At 59.8% G+C, this 19,083-nt stretch carries 12 protein-coding genes; 7 read left to right on the top strand and 5 right to left on the bottom strand.

The window, feature by feature from the left end; genetic code table 11:
• Positions 1–17: 17 nt before the first annotated feature.
• The gene (locus OC445_RS00535) at positions 18–977 is read right to left on the bottom strand and encodes a LysR family transcriptional regulator (RefSeq protein ID WP_034126355.1); all 960 of its coding nucleotides are present in this window, start codon (positions 975–977) and stop codon (positions 18–20) included.
• A gap of 181 nt (positions 978–1,158) precedes the next feature.
• Here OC445_RS00535 and OC445_RS00530 point away from each other — a divergent pair, with 181 nt between their 5' ends.
• The 4 genes from OC445_RS00530 to OC445_RS00515 are packed head-to-tail and all read left to right on the top strand — an operon-like array spanning position 1,159 to position 5,919.
• On the top strand, positions 1,159–2,670 hold the full coding sequence (locus tag OC445_RS00530; RefSeq protein ID WP_057976890.1) for an efflux transporter outer membrane subunit: 1,512 nt from the start codon (positions 1,159–1,161) through the stop codon (positions 2,668–2,670).
• Positions 2,671–2,680: 10 nt separating this feature from the next.
• Positions 2,681–4,858 (top strand): FUSC family protein, encoded by a 2,178-nt coding sequence (locus tag OC445_RS00525; protein WP_060772873.1) that lies wholly within the window; start codon positions 2,681–2,683, stop codon positions 4,856–4,858.
• Positions 4,848–5,048: a DUF1656 domain-containing protein gene (locus tag OC445_RS00520; protein WP_005784982.1), complete on the top strand. Its 201-nt coding sequence runs from the start codon at positions 4,848–4,850 to the stop codon at positions 5,046–5,048. The genes OC445_RS00525 and OC445_RS00520 overlap by 11 nt, the downstream gene beginning before the upstream one ends.
• A gap of 10 nt (positions 5,049–5,058) precedes the next feature.
• Positions 5,059–5,919 (top strand): HlyD family secretion protein, encoded by an 861-nt coding sequence (locus tag OC445_RS00515; protein WP_020301246.1) that lies wholly within the window; start codon positions 5,059–5,061, stop codon positions 5,917–5,919.
• 101 nt (positions 5,920–6,020) lie between these two features.
• Here OC445_RS00515 and OC445_RS00510 read toward each other — a convergent pair whose 3' ends face one another.
• Positions 6,021–6,422, bottom strand: coding sequence for a hypothetical protein (locus tag OC445_RS00510; protein WP_034126358.1), 402 nt, complete (start codon positions 6,420–6,422; stop codon positions 6,021–6,023).
• Positions 6,415–7,602 (bottom strand): MFS transporter, encoded by a 1,188-nt coding sequence (locus OC445_RS00505; RefSeq protein ID WP_262019908.1) that lies wholly within the window; start codon positions 7,600–7,602, stop codon positions 6,415–6,417. The genes OC445_RS00510 and OC445_RS00505 overlap by 8 nt, the downstream gene beginning before the upstream one ends.
• Positions 7,603–7,713: 111 nt before the next feature.
• Here OC445_RS00505 and OC445_RS00500 point away from each other — a divergent pair, with 111 nt between their 5' ends.
• The gene (locus tag OC445_RS00500; protein WP_054919259.1) at positions 7,714–8,571 is read left to right on the top strand and encodes a LysR family transcriptional regulator; all 858 of its coding nucleotides are present in this window, start codon (positions 7,714–7,716) and stop codon (positions 8,569–8,571) included.
• On the opposite strand, the gene OC445_RS00495 is transcribed toward OC445_RS00500, so the two are convergent.
• Entirely contained in the window at positions 8,568–9,380 is an 813-nt protein-coding gene (locus OC445_RS00495) for an SDR family oxidoreductase (RefSeq protein ID WP_057976901.1), read from the bottom strand. The genes OC445_RS00500 and OC445_RS00495 overlap by 4 nt on opposite strands.
• Positions 9,381–9,394: 14 nt before the next feature.
• Entirely contained in the window at positions 9,395–9,859 is a 465-nt protein-coding gene (locus OC445_RS00490) for a hypothetical protein (protein WP_034126362.1), read from the bottom strand.
• 373 nt (positions 9,860–10,232) lie between these two features.
• On the opposite strand from OC445_RS00490, the gene OC445_RS00485 reads away from it, so the two are divergent.
• Both OC445_RS00485 and OC445_RS00480 read left to right on the top strand, forming a co-directional pair.
• A complete protein-coding gene (locus OC445_RS00485; RefSeq protein WP_262019907.1) occupies positions 10,233–14,213 on the top strand; it encodes a Tc toxin subunit A in 3,981 nt (1,326 codons plus the stop codon).
• A 36-nt stretch (positions 14,214–14,249) separates the two neighbouring features.
• Positions 14,250–19,076 carry a neuraminidase-like domain-containing protein gene (locus OC445_RS00480; RefSeq protein ID WP_262019906.1) on the top strand — a complete coding sequence of 1,609 codons (4,827 nt, stop codon included), beginning with the start codon at positions 14,250–14,252 and terminating at the stop codon, positions 19,074–19,076.
• Positions 19,077–19,083 lie beyond the last annotated feature (7 nt).

The following is a 19,083-nucleotide window of genomic DNA, read 5'->3' as shown; positions in this document are numbered from 1 at the left end:
GAAGCAGCATTTCAAAATCAGTTCGCCATCCGCACACCACCGCTCAACTCATACGCCACCAACTCCGCCTGGTGCGCCGCCAGAATTTCCGGCAACGAACCGCGCAGGTATTCCACCCAGGTTTTGATCTTTGCATCCAGGTATTGGCGCGAGGGGTAGATGGCGTACAGGTTCAGCTCCTGGGAACGGTAGGTCGGCATCACCCGCACCAGCGTGCCATTGCGCAGCCCTTCGATGGCGGCGTACACCGGCAGCAGGCCGACGCCCATGCCGCTGGTGATCGCGGTTTTCATCGCATCGGCCGAGTTAACCAGGAAGGGCGAGCTGTTGATCGCCACGCTTTCCTGGCCTTCAGGGCCGTTGAAGGTCCATTTGTCCAGCTGGACCACCGGGCTGACCAGGCGCAGGCACGCATGGTTGAGCAAGTCCTGGGGCCGCTGTGCGCAGCCCTTGGCCTTGACGTAGTCCGGCGAGGCGCAGGCGATGCTGTAGGTGATGCCCAGGCGCTGGGAAACGAAACCTGAGTCCGGCAGTTCGCTGGCCAGCACGATGGACACGTCGTAGCCCTCGTCGAGCAAATCCGGCACGCGGTTGGCCAGGGTCAGGTCGAAGGTCACGTCGGGATGGGTGCGGCGATAGCGGGCAATGGCGTCAATAACGAAATGCTGGCCGATGCCGGTCATGGTGTGCACTTTCAACTGCCCGGCCGGGCGCGCATGGGCGTCACTGGCTTCGGCCTCGGCCTCCTCGACATAGGCGAGGATCTGCTCGCAGCGCAGCAAATAGCGTTTGCCGGCTTCGGTCAGCGCGATGCGCCGGGTGGTGCGGTTGAGCAAGCGGGTTTGCAGGTGGGCCTCAAGGTTGGAGACCGCGCGCGAGACGTTGGCCGTGGTGGTGTCCAGTTGCACGGCGGCGGCGGTGAAGCTGCCGGCTTCGGCCACGCAACTGAAGGCGCGCATGTTTTGCAAAGTGTCCATGGAGTGTTCTCAAGGGAGATAGCAAATTGTGACAGAAAGTTACGCTTTCAGTGATCCCTACCAACGGATTATCGCCTGAACGGTAACAAAGATTCACAGGAATGCCAGCTTATCGTCCTCCCTGGCGCCGCCTAGAATTGCGCCACCTCTCCCGCAACACCCTCTCAGGAATTCGCTTGCCGTGCCGCGTCGCATCAGCAGAGAGCTGAAGACTCTCAGTGTTTGGGCCTTAACGTCAGTCATCAGCGGTTGCATCGGAACCGGAGGAATCGCCCCGCAGGGCCAGGCGATCAACGCCAATAGCCTGGCCACCGACGCCGCGATCCAGAGCGCCGCCCGCGACGCCCACTGGCCCACCGCCCAATGGTGGCAGGCCTACGGCGACCCGCAGCTCAACCGTTGGGTCGAACTCGCCACCCGCAACAGCCCCAGCCTGGCCGTGGCCGCCGCCCGTGTACGGCAAGCCCGAGCGCTGGCCGGGGTGGCCGAGTCGGCCGAGTCGCTGCAGATCAACAGCGACACCACCCTCAAGCGCCACAACTGGCCGAAGGATCAGTTTTACGGTCCTGGCGAATTGAGCGGCGCCAACACCTGGGACAACAATTCGTCCCTGGGACTGAGCTACGCCCTCGACCTGTGGGGCCGGGAAAGCAACACGACCGAACGTGCGGTCGACCTGGCGCACATGAGCGCCGCCGAAGCGCGCCTGGCCCAACTCGAACTGCAAAACAACGTGGTGCGCGCCTATATCCAGCTGTCGTTGCAGTACGCCAACCGTGACATCGCTGCCGCCACTCTGGCCCAGCAACAGCAGATCCTGGACCTGGCCAACAAACGCCTGGCCGCCGGGATCGGCACTCACTTTGACGTCAGCCAGGCCGAAACCCCGCTGCCGGAAACCCATCGCCAACTGGATGCCCTGGACGAGGAAATCGCCCTGAGCCGTAACCAACTGGCGGCGTTGGCCGGCAAAGGCCCGGGGGAGGGCGCGCAATTGCAGCGCCCGACCCTGGCCCTCGCCGCGCCGTTGAAATTGCCCTCCAGCCTGCCGGCGCAATTGCTCGGCCAACGCCCGGATGTGGTTGCAAGCCGCTGGCAGGTAGCAGCCCAGGCACGGGGTATCGATGTGGCTCATGCAGGCTTCTATCCCAACGTCGACCTGGTCGGCAGCCTTGGCTACATGGCCACCGGCGGCGGCATGCTGGAATTCCTGGCCGGCAAGAAATTCAACTACAACGTCGGCCCGGCGATCACCTTGCCGATCTTCGACGGCGGCCGCCTGCGTGCGCAATTGGGTGAAGCCAGTGCCGGCTACGACATCGCGGTGGCCCAGTACAACCAGACCCTGGTCAATGCGCTCAAGGGCATCAGCGACCAGTTGATCCGCCGCGAGTCCATGGACAAACAGTCGGCCTTCGCCGCGCAGTCGGTGGCCTCGGCGCAGAAAACCTACGACATCGCCATGGTCGCCTATCAACGTGGCCTCACTGACTACCTCAACGTGCTCAACGCCCAAACCTTGTTGTTTCGCCAGCAGCAGATCGAACAACAGGTGCAGGCGGCTCGCCTCAGCGCCCATGCCGAGCTGGTGACCGCCTTGGGCGGCGGCCTCGGTGCTGGCGATGATGTGCCCACGGCTGCCAAGACACTCCCAAGCAAGACTCCGGCGGCGCTCGCCGTGTTTGATCACTGAGTAGGCCTTGATGACCCCCCTGCCTGCACCGCTGCGCTGGCTGTATTCCCTTGAGTGGCGCCGTGGTTTCTTCGACTGGGCACGCAGTGATGGCGTGACCTGGGTGTATATCTTCAAAGTGCTGGTCGCTGCGTTCCTGACGCTGTGGCTGGCCATGCGCCTGGAACTGCCGCAACCGCGCACGGCGATGATCACCGTATTTATCGTGATGCAGCCCCAGAGCGGCCAGGTGTTCGCCAAGAGTTTCTACCGTTTCCTAGGGACCTTGGCAGGCTCGGCGGTGATGGTGCTGTTGATCGCCTTGTTTGCGCAGAACACCGAACTGTTCCTGGGGGCGCTGGCGATCTGGGTCGGCATTTGCACCGCCGGTGCCACGCGCAACCGCAACTTTCGCGCCTATGGGTTCGTGCTCGCCGGCTACACCGCGGCGATGGTCGGCCTGCCGGCCCTGGCCCACCCGGACGGCGCCTTCATGGCGGCGGTGTGGCGGGTGCTGGAAATCTCCCTGGGGATACTGTGCTCGACACTGGTCAGCGCCGCCATCCTGCCGCAGACCTCCAGCGCCGCCATGCGCAACGCGCTGTACCAGCGCTTCGGCGTGTTCGCATTGTTCGTGACCGACGGCCTGCGCGGGCGCAGCCAGCGCGAAGGCTTCGAGGCCAGCAACGTGCGCTTTATTGCCGAAGCCGTGGGCCTGGAAGGCTTGCGTAGCGTCACCGTGTTTGAGGACCCGCACATGCGTCGGCGCAACGGGCGGCTCAGTCGCCTCAACAGCGAATTCATGAGCATCACCACACGCTTCAACGCCTTGCACCAATTGCTCGAACGCTTGCGCGCCGATGAGGCCGACCATGTGGTGGCAGCGATCAAACCCGGCCTGCAAGACCTGGCCGAAGTGCTCGACAGCTTCTCTGGCCGCGCCCTCACCAGCCCCGATGCCGCGCGCCTGGTCAACCAACTGAGCGCCTACAAGGACGGCCTGCCCGCCAAGGTGCGCAGCCTGCGGGCGAGCTTCCAGGAGGGCAACCCGACGGACGCCGAGCAGTTGGATTTCCACACTGCCTACGAGCTGCTGTACCGTTTCGTCGACGACCTGCACAACTACGCGCAAACCCACGCCTCCCTGGCCGAGCATCGCCATGCACGGGAGGATTGGCACGAAGCCTACACGCCAAAGACCAACTGGTTGGCCTGTGCCGCTGCCGGGGTGCGCGCTTCGTTTATCCTGGTTGTGCTGGGCAGTTACTGGGTGGCCACGGCCTGGCCCAGCGGCGCCACCATGACCCTGATCGCGGCGGCCACGGTGGGCCTGTCTGCTGCCACGCCCAACCCCAAGCGCATGGCGTTCCAGATGGCCTGCGGCACCTTGATCGGCGCCTTGGTCGGCTTTGTCGAAATGTTCTTTGTGTTCCCCTGGATCGACGGTTTCCCGCTGCTGTGCGTGATGCTCGCGCCGGTGATCATCTTCGGGGCCTTTCTGTCTTCACGCCCGCAATACGCCGGTGTGGGTGTGGGCCTGTTGATCTTCTTCAGCACCGGTTCGGTGCCGGACAACCTTACGGTCTACAACCCTTACACCTTTATCAACGACTACATCGCCATGGTCATCGGCATGCTGGTGTGCGCGGCGGCGGGTGCGATCATCCTGCCGCCCAACAGCCGCTGGTTGTGGCGCCGCCTGGAGCAAGACCTGCGTGAGCAAGTGGTGTATGCCATCAGCGGCAAGCTCAAGGGCCTGGCGTCGAGCTTTGAAAGCCGCACCCGCGACCTGCTGCACCAGGCGTATGGCCTCGCGGCCGGCGAGCCGCAGGTGCAGCGCGATTTGCTGCGCTGGATGTTCGTGGTGCTGGAGGTCGGCCACGCGATCATCGAGCTGCGCAAGGAGCAGGCGATTTTGCCGGTGCACCCGGCGTATGCCGAATCGCAGCCGTGGCGCCAGGCGATCCGCGTGATGGGGCGCTCGCTGGTGCGGCTGTTCCTGCAACCCAGCGCCAGCAACCTAGAGCGCGGGTTGATTGCCGTCGACCATGCGATCAGCCGTGTGCAGGCCACCGACGAACCCTTCGCCCCGCACTTCGACACCTCGGCCCTGCGCCGTGTGAAGAGCTACCTGCACTTTATTCGCACCTCGTTGCTCGACCCGCAATCGCCTCTGGCCGCCCTCAAAGGAGCCCCGAATGCCTCGTGAAATTGCATTCCACGGCATCTATATGCCGACCATGACCCTGATGTTCTTGATCGCAGCCGGGCTGGCCTGGGCGATTGATCGCTTCCTGGCCGGGTTCGACCTGTACCGTTTCTTCTGGCACCCGGCGCTGCTGCGCCTGAGCCTGTTCGCTTGCCTGTTCGGCGCCCTGGCGCTGAGCGTCTACCGTTGAGAATGCCCCGATGAAAAAGTTTTTCAGCCTGCTCGCCACCTTGCTGGTTCTGGCGTTGGCGATCTGGATTGGCCGCACGTTGTGGGTGCACTACATGCAAACGCCGTGGACCCGCGATGGTCGGGTGCGCGCCGACATTATCAATGTGGCGGCTGACGTCACCGGCGAAGTGGTGGACGTACCGGTACGCGATAACCAGTTGGTGAAAAAAGGCGACCTGCTGATGCAGATCGACCCCGAGCACTACCGCATTGCCGTCAAGCAAGCGCAATCGCTGGTGGCCTCCCGCAAGGCCACCTGGGAAATGCGCAAGGTCAACGCGCACCGCCGCGCCGACCTCGACGCCCTGGTGATCTCCAGGGAAAACCGCGACGACGCCAGCAACATCGCCGACTCGGCCCTGGCCGATTACCAGCACGCCCTGGCACAACTGGAGGCCGCCGAACTCAACTTGAAACGCACGCGAGTACTGGCGGCGGTGGACGGTTATGTCACCAACCTCAATGTGCACCGTGGCGACTATGCGCGTATCGGCGAAGCGAAAATGGCCGTGGTGGATATGAACTCGTTCTGGGTGTATGGCTTCTTTGAAGAAACCAAACTGCCCCACGTGAAGGTGGGCGACAAAGCCGATATGCAATTGATGAGCGGCGAGACCTTGAAGGGCCATGTGGAAAGCATCTCGCGCGGCATCTACGATCGCGACAACCCCGAGAGCCGTGAACTGATCGCCGATGTGAACCCGACCTTCAACTGGGTGCGCTTGGCCCAGCGTGTGCCGGTGCGGATTCACATTGATGAAGTGCCGGAGGGCGTGTTGTTGGCGGCCGGGATTACCTGCACCGTGATCGTCAACCCAACACAAAACTAAACTGTGGGAGCTGGCTTGCCTGCGATAGCGGACTGTCAGTTGAAGTATTTGTAGCTGACACACCCCTATCGCAGGCAAGCCAGCTCCCACAGTTGACCGCGTCAGGCTTTGATAAAGGTCTCATGCAAGTGCCGCCACAGCAGCGCGCCACTGGCCTGTTTCTCGAACACCACTGTGGCGCGGCGGTCGGTCTGGGTGCCACTGTCGTCAATCTGATGCTCGCGATACGTGACCGTCGCGCCGCGTGCATGCCGGTCAATCCCGGTCATTTCACTCAAGGTGATTTTCAACCCCGGCCGCATCCCGCCCAGGCGTGTGAACAAGGCATTGACCCCGGCCGTGTTGACCCGCGTACCGGTGGCGGGCGCCACCATGCTGAACTCGGGTGAGAAGCGCGCCAGCAGGTTTTCCAGCGTGCCCTCAGGCGCAACGCCGGCAAACCATTGTTCGATCTCGACGTGGGTCTGGATCACTTCTTCAAAAAAATCGCTGTAGTCAATCATGTTTGGGCTCGCTGCAAGGGTGAAGCAGCGCGCGTACCCTGGAAGAATCCAGGCGCAACACTGCGAAAAGCGGCAACAGGGTCAGAGCTGCCGCCATCGTGAAGGTAATCGCGAAGGAATCCAACGCCGACAGTACTGCACTGAGCACGGCGGCGCCCACGCAGAAACTCACTTGCCGGTTCATGTTCCACAACGCGCTGGCGTGGCCCATGCGCTCGGCGGGAATATCCAGAAAGGCCAGGGTTTGTGCGGTGCTGCTGCACAAGCTGCCGCCCAGGCCCATCAAGACGTAGGCCGCAATAATCAGCGTCGGCTCGTTGAGCAGCAGGATACCGCCGCATTGCAGCGCCATGCCGGCCAGTAACAAGGGTTTGGGGCCAAAGCGATTGAAGAGTCGCTTGCTCAGGTAGATCGCCACGGCCGAGGCCAGTGCCCACGGCAGCATGAGCGCGCCGGTCTGGGTGGCGTCATACTCCAGGCCACGCACGTACAGGATGGCGATCAGGCTGGTGCCGATAAATACTCCCGGAATACACAGGTAAACCAGCATTGCCACGCGCAGCATCGGGCTGGCGGCTTGTTTGAACACACTGCCCAGGTCCAGGGGCGGGCGCTCGGTTAAAGGCACATCGGGTTTTATCCACAGCAGTGCCAGCAGCAGGGGCACTAGCGCCAGAGGCAGGTTGGCGTAGAAAATCCAACGCCAGGACAGGCTGTCCACAATCACCCCACCCAACGCCGGGGACAGCGCTGGCACCAGCAACGCCACCGACATCACCCGCGCTGTCAATTGGCTACGCTCGACCGCGGGAAAGTGTCGGTAAGCCATGGCTTGCCCCACCGGAATCAGTAAGCCGCCGCCGAGCCCCTGCAAGGCGCGCCAAGCTATCAACGCTTCGATGGAGCCAGCCTGGCCGACCATCACCGAGGCGCCGGCAAACAGCAGCAGGCTGGTAGCGATCAGGGTGCGCTCGCCCATGAGCGCCGCCAACCACACACTCAAGGGAATGATCACTGTCAGCCCGAGCATGTAGGCATTGCTGATCCACGCTAACTGGGTGACCGAGGCGTGCAGTTCGCGGGCGATATCCGGGTAGGCGACGGTGGCGACAAACATGTTCACCAGGTCCAGGGCAAAGCCCAACAAAAAGATCCAGGCGACTTTCGAGCGGTAGGTCATGAACGCGTTCCTGCGAGTGGAGCCGGCAGGGTAGGCCGCACGCAGGGTTTGGGATACGTCGGTTTGCCTGCTAGTTTGTCAAAAATTTTTTGACAAAGGAGGGCGTCCACCATGGTCAGCCTGGACCGTTTTGACACTTTCAAGGCCGTGGTCGAGGCCGGCTCGCTCACCGCTGCCGCGGACCTGCTGGGCCAGACTCGCGCCGTGGTCAGCTTCAACCTCAAGCGCCTGGAAGCGGAACTCGGCGTCACCCTGCTGACCCGCAACACCCGCCAACTGGCACTGACCGACGCGGGTGAGCGCTTCTACCTGCGCTGCACGCGCATGCTTGAAGAGGCCCGCCTGGCGGTAGAAGAAGCCCGCAGTGAACATGCCCAGCTCAAAGGCACCCTGCGCATCACCACCACTGTCGAATATGCCCTGGCTGTAGTTGCTCCGGCGGTAGAAGCCTTTCGACGCCTGCACCCGGACCTGAATATCCACTTATCCACATCCTCCACCCACGCCGATCTGATCTCCGAGCGTTTTGACGTGGCGATTCGGCTGGGGCGCTTGCTGGACTCCAATCACCGCGCCGTGCAGTTGTCCACATTCGACGTGTTCGCCGTCGCGGCGCCGCAGTTTGCCGCAGTTCAAACCCTGGCTGAGTTGGAGCAGTTGCCCAGGCTGGGCCACGGCCGCTTGAGCGAACTGAGCGTCACCGACCCGGCAGGTCTCGAACACCCTTATCGAGCCGGCCCGTCAGCCTTGGTGGCCGACAGCGCGGCGGTCCTCCAGGCATTTGCGGTGCGCGGCCACGGTGTGGCGGTTTTACCGCAATGGTTGGTGCAGGGGGATGTCGACGCGGGACGCTTGGTGCGCCTGTTGGCGGACCACCGCTTTGCGCCGCAAGGGGTTTACGCGATGTATCCGGACACGCGGCATTTGCCGCTGAAGGTGCGGGCGTTTATTGATTTCATGAAACCTTAGAGCCTACCGCCCAAGCCAAAGCGCTTCTTCAGCACCTTCTCCAGCAACCCCTTGGGCAACAGCGCCGCCATCAACGGTAACGCGCGGCTGCCGTTGCCCGAACGCAACAGGCGCGGCGGTTGCGCTTGCTGCACCGCCTTGAGCACGTCTGCAGCAAACTCACTGGCCGGGGTTGGCTTGTCCTGGGACGCTTGGCTGCGTGCACGAATGCCCTCGCGCAATGGCCACCATGGCGACTGTTCCTGGATCAGTAACTCGGCCTGGGCGCCGGCATTCTTCGCAAAGCTTGTATTGATCGCACCAGGCTGCACTTCCATCACCCGCACGCCAAACGGTGCCAGCTCCATGCGCAGGGCGTCGCTCAACGCATGCACGGCGGCTTTGGATGCGCAGTAGGCGCCGGCGAACGGCGTCACCAATACGCCGGAAACACTGCCGATATTCACCACCAGGCCCTTGCTGCGACGCAAGGCAGGGAACAGCGCCTGGGTCACGCCGACGATGGAAAACACATTGGTTTCGAATTGGCGTTGCATCGCCTCGGTACCGCCGTCGAGCAACGGGCCCATGGCGCCGTAGCCGGCGTTGTTGACCAGTACATCCAGCTCGCTCAATTGCCCGGCCAGGAGTTGTAAAGCGGCGCTGTCATTGACGTCCAACTGCACAGCATTGAAGCCTGCGGCCGCGAGGGCGGCGACGTCATCGGGTTGGCGGGCGCTGGCCCATACCTCGAAGCCTGCGGCTTTGAACGCGTCGGCGAGGGCGCGGCCGATGCCGCTGGAGCAACCGGTGATCAGTACGTTGGGCATGGGTCCATCCTTTGTCAGTCCGAGAAACTGCCTTGCAGGTGCTCGGCGCGAAATTCCAGGGTTTGTGGGCGATAGCCGGGGCGCAGCGGCGGGGTGGGCAGGCAGTCATCCCAGGTGGCGCCCGCCTGCAACTCGCCGGGGCCGCGATAGCGTGGGGCGGCGTAGACATTGTCGGCCAGGTTGACCGTATCGCCCGGTGCGTAGGCGGCCACGCGCCAGCGCAGTTCGGTGAGCGGTACATCGTTGCCGTTGTTGAGGGTCAGTTTGAGCGGTCGGTCGGCGGGGCAGTCTTGCGGCGCGTAGGTGATGCGCAACTCAAGACGCGCCAGTTGTGACGCTTCGCGATTGTCCAGCCATACCACCCAAACCGCGACAAACCCCAGGCCGACGGCAGCGGCCAACGATACCGGCAGCGCCTTGGCCGGGTAGCGCAGCAGCAGGATCAGCCAGGTGATGATCAGGAGAACGCCGAAGAACATGGAGACCACCTCGAATAGGGAACGAGCATCCTAACTTAAGCGTAGGCGGGATGGGTTAGCTTGAGCATTGTGCTGGCCGCACGGACGCCATCGCAGGCAAGCCAGCTCCCACAGGTTGACCCTATTCCAAGGACGTACCCGGTCAAACTGTGGGAGTGGGCTCGCCCGCGATGACTGACTTACTGAGCACAAGCATCGGCCTGCAAGCCATCAATGCAAGCTTCCACCAAAGCCAAGCCAGTTTCCGCCAACTGCAGACTCGTCCAATTCAGGTAGCTCTGGTGTTCGGCCGTCCCCAGGTACCGTTCGTCGTTACTGTCAGAGTTCACAGGTTCTTTATTTTTTAGAACCACTCAGTTTGTTGGACGTAGCGGTGTATCTCTACCTGAGGGAATGCGTGGGCATGGACAACGACTCGAGAACTGACCGTCTGCTTCTTACGTTGGTCAACGAGCCCGAACGGCAAGTGGGCCTGGAAAAAGTCAGCTTCATCACCGCGATGCAGCAATTGGGCATGGCGTCGGTGTTCGACATCATCGCCCAACCCAAGCCCCACTTCGTCCAACGCCTGGGTGAGATCTGCGAGGCGGATGGCGAGGTGGCCTATGACAATGCCATGTGCTATGCGGTGCAGATCGGTCGGCTGTACCGTGAGCACCAGGTATCCAACGGCAGAACCCAGTACCAGGGCCAGCAGACCGGTGTGCGTGCGCTGGTCGATGTCGGGCCGAGTTTCCCGAACCTGTTCAAGGAAAACTGGGATGAGTTCTGCAAAGTCGGCGCGATGGCGGCGGTCGATTCGCCGGTGGCCTACCTCAGCGCTCAATATCGTTTCGCTACGCGCACCCTGGAAGGCTCCGGCCAGGGTGATCGGCCCAAGATTCTGTTGAGGACTCGGCGGCCCGATCTGGAGGGGTTGATCATTGACCAGCAAAGCACCTTTACCCCCAGACCGATGCTGGAGTTGGTCAATGAGATACTCATGGCCGACATCGCCCGGTACCGGACAGGAAAGCCGGATGCCAACAAGCCGATTTACGACGTGCTGGCCGAGCGGCGCTATCCGTTCATGTTTCCGTATTACTACCCTCACCACCAATGCCGATTAGGGCTGGCCGAAAAGAAGCTTGAGTTGGGGGAGTTGAACTACCGTATCAGCTTGCAGTTGCCCATCAGCCAACGGGGCTTGAACGATTATGGCGCGGTGCAGAACACTGCAGCGCAAGCGCAACTGTTGATGTCGGGGTTAAGCCCTCAGCAACAGCAACTGTTGATCGAACCTTCATTGTTCACCACGTTTTATCTATCGAAGGCTCAGCTGACGCAGACCTGGGCAGGGCCGGGGACTTCTCATCTGAGTCCGCATTCGGCCATCAGGATTGCTTTACTGATATCCCCACAGTCAAGCCTGAAGTCTGTTGTGTCTCAGGCAGAAACCTTAGTCAACCAAGGGAAATTGACGAGCACGGCAACGATTGAATTCTCGGGGCCTGACGATACTAAACGAGAGGGTCTTTTCTGGATTAATTCTGGGACGCCGTTATATGCGAACACGGCTAATATTTGGACGCCTAATTATCTTCACCCCGCGAATACCTCAACAATCTGCACAGTTATCCGCTGGGGGGGAGAAGAACCGTTTCCTATCGAACCGGGCTATCGAGCCTCATTTACTGTCACCACCACCACGGGCACTACCACTAGGCCCGTTTCACTGGCGGTACTCAGCTTCACCATTGTCCTGGATGAGTACGTGACATGGACGGCCGAGCAGCAGGAGTTTTTTCAGCGCAGTTACGGTCTCCAAGGTATTGGCCACCTTGACAACCCACTGGTGCAGCTCGAGACGTTCATGCAACGTTCGGAGCTGGATGCCGAGCAGGTCGAGGCGCTTTTATCCCAGCGTCAGTATTTCCCCCACGTGTCTCCCAATTGCCCCAGCGGCAACCCACAATGGACGGGGGGCAATGGCGTCGGCAAGGCATACCCGCACGCCTCTCACTATGGCGCGTGTTATGTCAACGGCCATGGCAGCGAGCGTTATGACAGTGTTGTGCCTGCTACCGTTGTCTCGACGTGTGCGGACCAGTTCGACAATTCCATGGGCCTCAAGGAAACCACGCTCGGTAGCCGCACGGTCTGGTACCTGACTAAAACGTCCCCTCAACGGTTTGACCGCCTGCAACGCATGATTCGTCTGCAGCGCTGGCTGAAGAAAGACCTGGGTATGGACATGTCCTATGCCGAACTGGACACGCTGCTCATTTGCGCCATCCGCAGCGAGGGTGAACACAACCTGACCATGGACCTGAACACCAATACCCTGCGGGTCTTGGGTGTTTATCGTTATTTCAGCCGACGTTATGGCATCAAGCCCGAAGAATTTGCGGCGTTCCTCCACGATCTCACGCCTTACGCCACGGGTGACAAGGTGCCGCTGTTTGACCAAGTCTTTAACCCTGCTGCGCTGTTCGATACGCCGTTGGAACTCAATAGAGCCGCCTTTAATGTCAGTGGGACAGACGCTGCGAACAAAAAAATCGTCGCACAACTCTGTGCCGCGCTCGGCCTTGAGCCTACAGAGTCATCGCTTTCTCGCTTGGCCAACCAAACGAAGGATTTTGTTGGGCCGTTACTCCGCGACCTTGGCACCCTGTCCTCGCTCTACCGTCAGGCGCGTATTCCGCAAATGTTTGGCTTGTCGCCGGAGGAAGGCTGGGGCCTGGTGGATATGCTGGGGGGGCTGGAGTACCAGCGATTACTCTGTACCGGGCGCCTGCTACAACCCTCATTGTCGTCCCTCAGGCCATGGTCGTTGACTGCGCAGGGCGCCAGCGATATGAGCATCAGGCTGGTGCTGGTGGTTGATGCCGCGCATGAAGGTACCTTATTGCGTCTGCTGCCAGGTTCAGCCTTGTTTGTGCTGGCGGGGACCGACTTTGCATCAGCAGCTGGCACGCGGGTGTTTACCCTGGAACGGCAGCCCCAGCATTCAGACGAAGAAAACTTCGTGCGCAATCCTGACGGCAGCGCGCTTACGCTTGAACCGTTGAGCGCTGGTGGGACGTTGTCGCTCAGCGGCAAGCGCCTTTCAAGGACAGCTTGGGAGGTAATAACCAGCCAACCGTCTTCAGTTCACCACCTGCAAGTAAAGTGCGGCACGCTGCCTAAAAGACACCTACCGACCGTAGAGGCTTGGGAAGAGGATGCAATGGCGCCCGCGCCTGACGTTCTCGATGTGTTGATGCAGATGGATTGGGCCGTGAATTGGCTCAAGGACAGCAAGCAAAGTGTTACCGGGGTACGCCGCGCGTTGGGCCTGGAGCCTGGAGATTACCTGCCCCCCCAAGGCTTGGTGGACCGCTTGGGCATATTGGCCGCCGCGACGCGAGAGGTATTGATTACCGATGAGCAGATCTCGGCGCTGAATCTGCCTGTTTATGAACGGCCCAAGTCCGCTGCCGCACGAGAGCCCATCAAATGGCGCGAAGTGCTGCAGTATTTGCTGGACCCGCAGGGGCTCGTGAGGCCTGTTCCGCTCACAGGTCTCGAAGACCCCCATCAGTACTTGCAAGAAGCGATTAACTATCGAGTGGGGCAGTTGAACCTCTTCCCAGATGAACGTGAGCAGAGCGTGGCGAAGCTTGTCGGCTTGTTACTGGCCGGGCATGACCGCCAACTGCGGCTGATCGAAGGTTTGGCACAAGAAATGATCAACCTGCCGATGGACCGCACCCAAGTTGTACTGCGTTGGGCACAAACCTCGGTACACGCCCTGTTGTCAGCGGTGTTGGGGCTGGCTACTGCAGCCGCCAATGACTCATTGATCAATCAACTCGAGCGTGTATTGCGTCATGGGACAGTGGTGATGGACCTGCGGTTGAGCACCAGTGCCTTGCGTGTGTTTTTGCTTAATCCGCAATGGCTGGGAGTTCCGGGTAGAAATCTGGAGTTGAACCTCAAGAGCTTCTACCTGCTGAGCCGCTACAGTCAGTGGTTTCATGGCCAAAGCCAGGCGGAGGAGGCATTGCTGGGTTATTTCATCGCGGCCAACCCCGGAAAAACAGCGCTCAAAAACAAAACATTGCGCGCTGCAGTCAGCGACCAGGCCGCTTCCGTTTTGGCCAGGCTGTTGGGGTGGCGGCAGGACGACGTGCATGAGCTTTTCCAACTGCTGGCGCAAAAGCGCGCCTGCTCCATGGCCGACATCGACTGGATCCTGCGCAGCCAAGCCACCTGTGCCGCCAGCGGGCTGGCTGCGGCGGACTTGCTCAGGGCCACAGCCCTGCACGGCGACAGTACGGGGGTGGCCTGGCAAGCGGTAGGCAATGCGGTCATGGCTGCCCGGCGCTGAGCGCCTGCGCACTTTTACGATGAATAAGGAGCGAGCATGTCCAGCTCAATCGATAGCCAGCTCAACGAAACCCTGCGCGATGCCCTGGTGGCCTACTATCTGGATGAGGTGGTACCGAACGCAGCGGAGTTTGTCGACGCCCAGTTGAGCGACAAAATCAAGACCGCCAACGACCTCTACCAATACAAGCTGCTGGATGTGCAGGTCAGCCAGGCCGTGCCCACCAGCCCGGTGGCCTCGGCCATCGCCAGTATTCAGCAGTACATCAATGCCGCGCTGATGGGCATGGAGCCGGGCTATGAAACCAAAGTGATGGAAGATCACCTGATCAGGCAGTGGCGCGAGATCGACTGCCAATACCCCATCTGGGCGGCCAACCAGCAGTTGAGCTATTACCCGGAACTGTATATCGACCCCTCGTTGCGCCTGACCAAATCCAAGTATTTCCAGCAACTGGAAAACGACCTCAATCAGAACAAGATCGAGATCGACACCACTCAGGAAGCGGTGCTGTCTTATCTGGCGAGCTTTGAGGAAGTGGCCAACCTGACGATTATCAATGGTTACATCAATACCACCGATTTCAAGAATGGCATGTATTACTTTATCGGCAAGTCCCGGGCCGAGAGTGTGTACTACTGGCGCTCGGTGGATATGTCCCAGCGTACTTACATGAACCTCAACGGCACGGATCCCAACCGGCCAAAGTTCGATTATCCGCAGCCGGGGGCGTGGTCAGACTGGCACAAGGCTAACTTGCCGATTTCGGCCAGTGCGATTGAGCGCACCATCAGGCCAGTGTTGTTTAATAACCGCTTGTTTGTATTGTGGGTGGAGTGTGTGGATAACAACCCTTCTCAGATGACGGTTGAAGAAGGTTATCTCCCAGGTGGTACCCCCACACCGCCAGATCCGGGTTCACCGGTTATCAAAGTACACAGTAACCCGATGTTGCGCTTGAACATGGTCTACAAGAAGTACGACGACAGTTGGAGTATGCCGCAAACCGTCATTGAAGCCTGGAGTGAGTCACCGTTGTTCAAGACTACGGACTTGGCGGAGCAGGTTGAGAGCATTGCCGTGGCCGACAGTTCGACAATGCCGGAGTCGATGTTTGTGGCGATGTATATGGGGTATACCGCAGGTAATGCGACGGATGGTGCGGCGGATCAATATGCGTTTCTAAAAACGGCGATGATCGATAAGAACTTTAATGTAACGGCGCTGTTTCCCAATCGTGGGTATGTGCCCAGTATCGGAACTCGAAAGGAGATCAAGGCACCCCATGTCTTGAGGGTGGGAAGGTTATTTGCTCAGGATAATAAAGGGCGGTTTCAGTTCAAAGTGCCTGAGCTTAGTATAGCGCTGAAAAGTGTCGAGTCGCATCGGCCGCATCAAGAGCTGGATAACTGGAATTTTGAAGAGAGGCAGGTTTCGATTGTTAGCCCTTCCCGTGGGGATGATGTTACTTATGATAAGTCTACAGGGGAAGTGTTCTTTAAATCTAAAATATCAGCTGTATTTTCAAAGCCTCCGGATGTGACGTTTTCTATAACGGCTTTTGATTCGGAGACGCAAGATAGATATAAGCTTGAAATGGTTTTGCCCGCAAACCAAACGGCGGGCTATGAGACGCTTTTGAACGGTTCTAGAATTCAAGTGTTGAGTGGTTCGCAGTTTAGTGGTGGGGGGAGGTGTAGGGTTAGTTTGATATCTTCTCGTACTAATGGATACGTTGGAAGCGGGTTATTGTCTTATTTCTTGTGTGACACATATGATGTTCATCATTGTACTCTTGGTCTGCCGGATGCAAATGGTTTTATATCAATATCTTCTAAGATTGCTGTGCTGGTGCGTGATTATTTGATGCACACCGGTTTAGTATTAAAAACAGTGCAGACGGATTGGCCTGCTGGATTCCGTCACGCTGAGGTCCAGGAGTTTATAAGGCCCCCTACTTATGTTTTTCAGCACGTTATTCTGCGACCTCTGAATCTGAGTGATCCGATGGCAGCTAATCCTGGCGCGGCGTCACTTTGGCACTCCGGTGGATTCGCAGTAATAAATCCACCCGACACCCATACATTAAAGCTCCCCATTAACCCTGAAACCCTGTTGCCTGACTGGCCGGGAGCCTGGCCCATCGGCTCAAAAAAAATTCCGATTATCCATGGTATCAAGGTGTTCAACGGTACCACCTGGCAGGTTTTGGGACATGCCCTGAAAATGACCTACGTAGAACTGGAGCTTGTCGCGCAAGTCACCACACCGCTGATCGCCCCTCGCATCAACACCCGTGCCAGCCCAACTCTGGGCATCGCCGAATTCATCGATTTCACCAACTCTGGCATCAAGCTAAACGATGCCGGCACCGCTCCACGCCAACCCATCCGCATGAATACATTGTTTGCACGCGAGTTGATCAACCGCGCCAATATCGCCCTGGAAAACCTGCTGTCCTGGGATACTCAGCTCCTTGAAGAGCCCCCTCTCAATCCACCAGCGGCCATTAACCAGATGGATTTTCACGGTGCCAACGGCTTGTATTTCTGGGAGTTGTTCCTGCACCTGCCTTTCATGGTCAGCCACCGTCTGAACCAGGAGCAAAACTTCGAAGGCGCCGAACAGTGGCTGGGCTTTATCTTCGACCCTTCGCGCAAAAAAGACGAGAAGGGCCGTCCGGCCTACTGGAACGTACGGCCTTTGATGGATGACCCGGTAGAAATGGACTACGTGTCGCGCAAACCCGCCGATCCGGACGGTATCGCTAGCAGCCACCCGGTGCGCTATCGCAAGGCGATCTACATGTTCTACATCAAGAACCTGCTGGACCGGGGTGACGCCGCCTACCGGCAACTGACCCCCGACAGCCTCGTAGCGGCCAAGCTGTGGTACGTGCGCGTGCTTGACCTGCTGGGGCCGCGCCCTGATATCAACGTGGTGGACCATTGGCAACCGATCCCCCTGAAAACCCTGAGCGACGCCACCAACTCAAAATTGCGCGAGTTCGAACAGCGCCTGATCCGGCAGGACCAACTACGCGAAGAGAGTGCCGCGGCCAACGATGGCGAGTCGCTCTACCACTTCGCCGAACCGCCGCTGTACCTGCGCACTTTCGCGCCCGACCCTACCCTGCTTGATCTGGATAACAGATACCTGCGCTTGCCCTTCAACCGTGAGTTGGTCCAGAACTGGGATACCGCCGAGGCGCGCCTGGACAACCTGCGTAACAACCGTACGCTGGACGGCAAGCCGCTGATGCTGCCCTTGTTTGCCGCCCCCTTGAACCCGCGCGATCTGCTGGCGGCGTTCGGTCAGGGCGCGGCCTCCGGTGGTGCCGCGCGGTTGTTGGCCCAGGAGGTGCCACCTTATCGCTACAGTGTGATGCACAACCGTGCCAGCAGTGCTGTGGAAACCCTGATCCAATTTGGCAATACGTTGTTGTCATTGATCGAGCGCAAGGAACAGGCGCAACTGCAGGAGCTGCAATACCACCAGGCTTGGGAGTTCGCCCAGTTTGCCGTGGACCTGCAACAACAGGCACAAGCGATTGACCTTGAGCAGAAAAAAGCACTGGAGGCGAGTAAGGCGCTGGCTCAGGGGCGCCTGGATTTCTACCGTAAGTTGGCCGATGAAGTGGTGAATGCCGGTGAAAAAGCTGCTGCAGCGCTGCACTTGGAAGGGCGGGTGTTGGACAACATCAGTCAGGTGGCCAATGCCGTTGGCAGTGGCCTGAAGGCCCCCCCCAATTCGGCTGGCGGCGGCGGCGGGGCTCACGCGGGTTTGACTAATGGTGCCGTTGCCATAGCGTCCTCCGGGGGATGGCGCCTGGAGGGCGTCGCCGAAATGGTCAGTGCCTATTCTTCAGCCAGGGCGGCGATGCTCCATACCATTGCGGAGGCGACGGACCGCGCTGAAAACTTCCGCCGCCGCCACCAGGAATGGATGCAAGCCCGTGACCAAGCCACGCTGGAAATTGCCCAGATCGAGGCACAAATGCAGGTGCTTGAAGCACAGGCCCGCGCCACCACCCTGCAATTGAACCAGGCCCGCGTCGCCCAGGATCAGGCGTTGGCCAGCTATGATTTTCTGCGCACCCGTTTTAGCAATGCGCAACTCTATCAATGGCTCAACGGCCAGTTCGCGACCTTCTATTACCAGGCCTACGATGCCACCTTGGCGCTGTGTCTGGCCGCCGAAGCCTGTTGGCAATTTGAACTCGCCGACTTCAGCACGCGCTTTATTCAGGCGGGCGTCTGGAAGGACAGCTACCGAGGCTTGAGCGCCGGCGAGGCGTTGAAGTTGTCCTTATTGAAAATGGATTCGGCGTACCTGAGTCGCAATGAACGACGGCTGGAGATCACCAAGACGGTGTCCCTGCGCCAACTCAAGGACAAGGATCCGACCTCCGCCATCAATCAGGACTGGGACACCATCAAGCTTGGCCTGATAGACAACTGCCGCGTCGATTTCCAGCTGACGCAGCCCATGTTCGACAGCAATTACCCTGGGCATAGCGTGCGCCGGATCAAACGTATCAGCGTGTCGTTGCCTGTGGTCCTGGGGCCCTACGAAGACATTCACGCCACCTTGACCCAAACCTACAGTGCCGTGCAGATAGGCGACACCCTCAAGGAAAACCTGCGGGCCAGCCAGCAAATCGTTTTGTCTGGCGGGGTGGATGACGATGGGCTGTTCACTTTCAGTTTCGACGATGAGCGTTATTTGCCCTTTGAGGGTACGGGCGCTATTTCAAGCTGGGCGTTGGAATTCACCTCGACTGACGTTGCGGCGCGGAACCGCCTGTTCGAATCGCTGACCGACATCATCCTTAAGCTGCACTACACGGCCAAGGCTGGCTAGGAGGAGG

The organism is Pseudomonas sp. Pse35, assembly GCF_024519715.1.
In the GTDB taxonomy this organism is placed as follows: Bacteria; Pseudomonadota; Gammaproteobacteria; order Pseudomonadales; family Pseudomonadaceae; genus Aquipseudomonas; species Aquipseudomonas paracarnis.
The sequence above is the reverse complement of the archived record's forward strand: the minus strand, read 5'-3'. Positions and strand labels throughout refer to the sequence as shown.

Coding starts and splice junctions, on each gene's coding strand:
- OC445_RS00535 (WP_034126355.1), bottom strand. CDS start 977: ATGGACACTTTGCAAAACATGCGCGCCTTCAGTTGCGTGGCCGAAGCC.
- OC445_RS00525 (WP_060772873.1), top strand. CDS start 2,681: ATGACCCCCCTGCCTGCACCGCTGCGCTGGCTGTATTCCCTTGAGTGG.
- OC445_RS00520 (WP_005784982.1), top strand. CDS start 4,848: ATGCCTCGTGAAATTGCATTCCACGGCATCTATATGCCGACCATGACC.
- OC445_RS00515 (WP_020301246.1), top strand. CDS start 5,059: ATGAAAAAGTTTTTCAGCCTGCTCGCCACCTTGCTGGTTCTGGCGTTG.
- OC445_RS00510 (WP_034126358.1), bottom strand. CDS start 6,422: ATGATTGACTACAGCGATTTTTTTGAAGAAGTGATCCAGACCCACGTC.
- OC445_RS00505 (WP_262019908.1), bottom strand. CDS start 7,602: ATGACCTACCGCTCGAAAGTCGCCTGGATCTTTTTGTTGGGCTTTGCC.
- OC445_RS00500 (WP_054919259.1), top strand. CDS start 7,714: ATGGTCAGCCTGGACCGTTTTGACACTTTCAAGGCCGTGGTCGAGGCC.
- OC445_RS00495 (WP_057976901.1), bottom strand. CDS start 9,380: ATGCCCAACGTACTGATCACCGGTTGCTCCAGCGGCATCGGCCGCGCC.
- OC445_RS00490 (WP_034126362.1), bottom strand. CDS start 9,859: ATGTTCTTCGGCGTTCTCCTGATCATCACCTGGCTGATCCTGCTGCTG.
- OC445_RS00480 (WP_262019906.1), top strand. CDS start 14,250: ATGTCCAGCTCAATCGATAGCCAGCTCAACGAAACCCTGCGCGATGCC.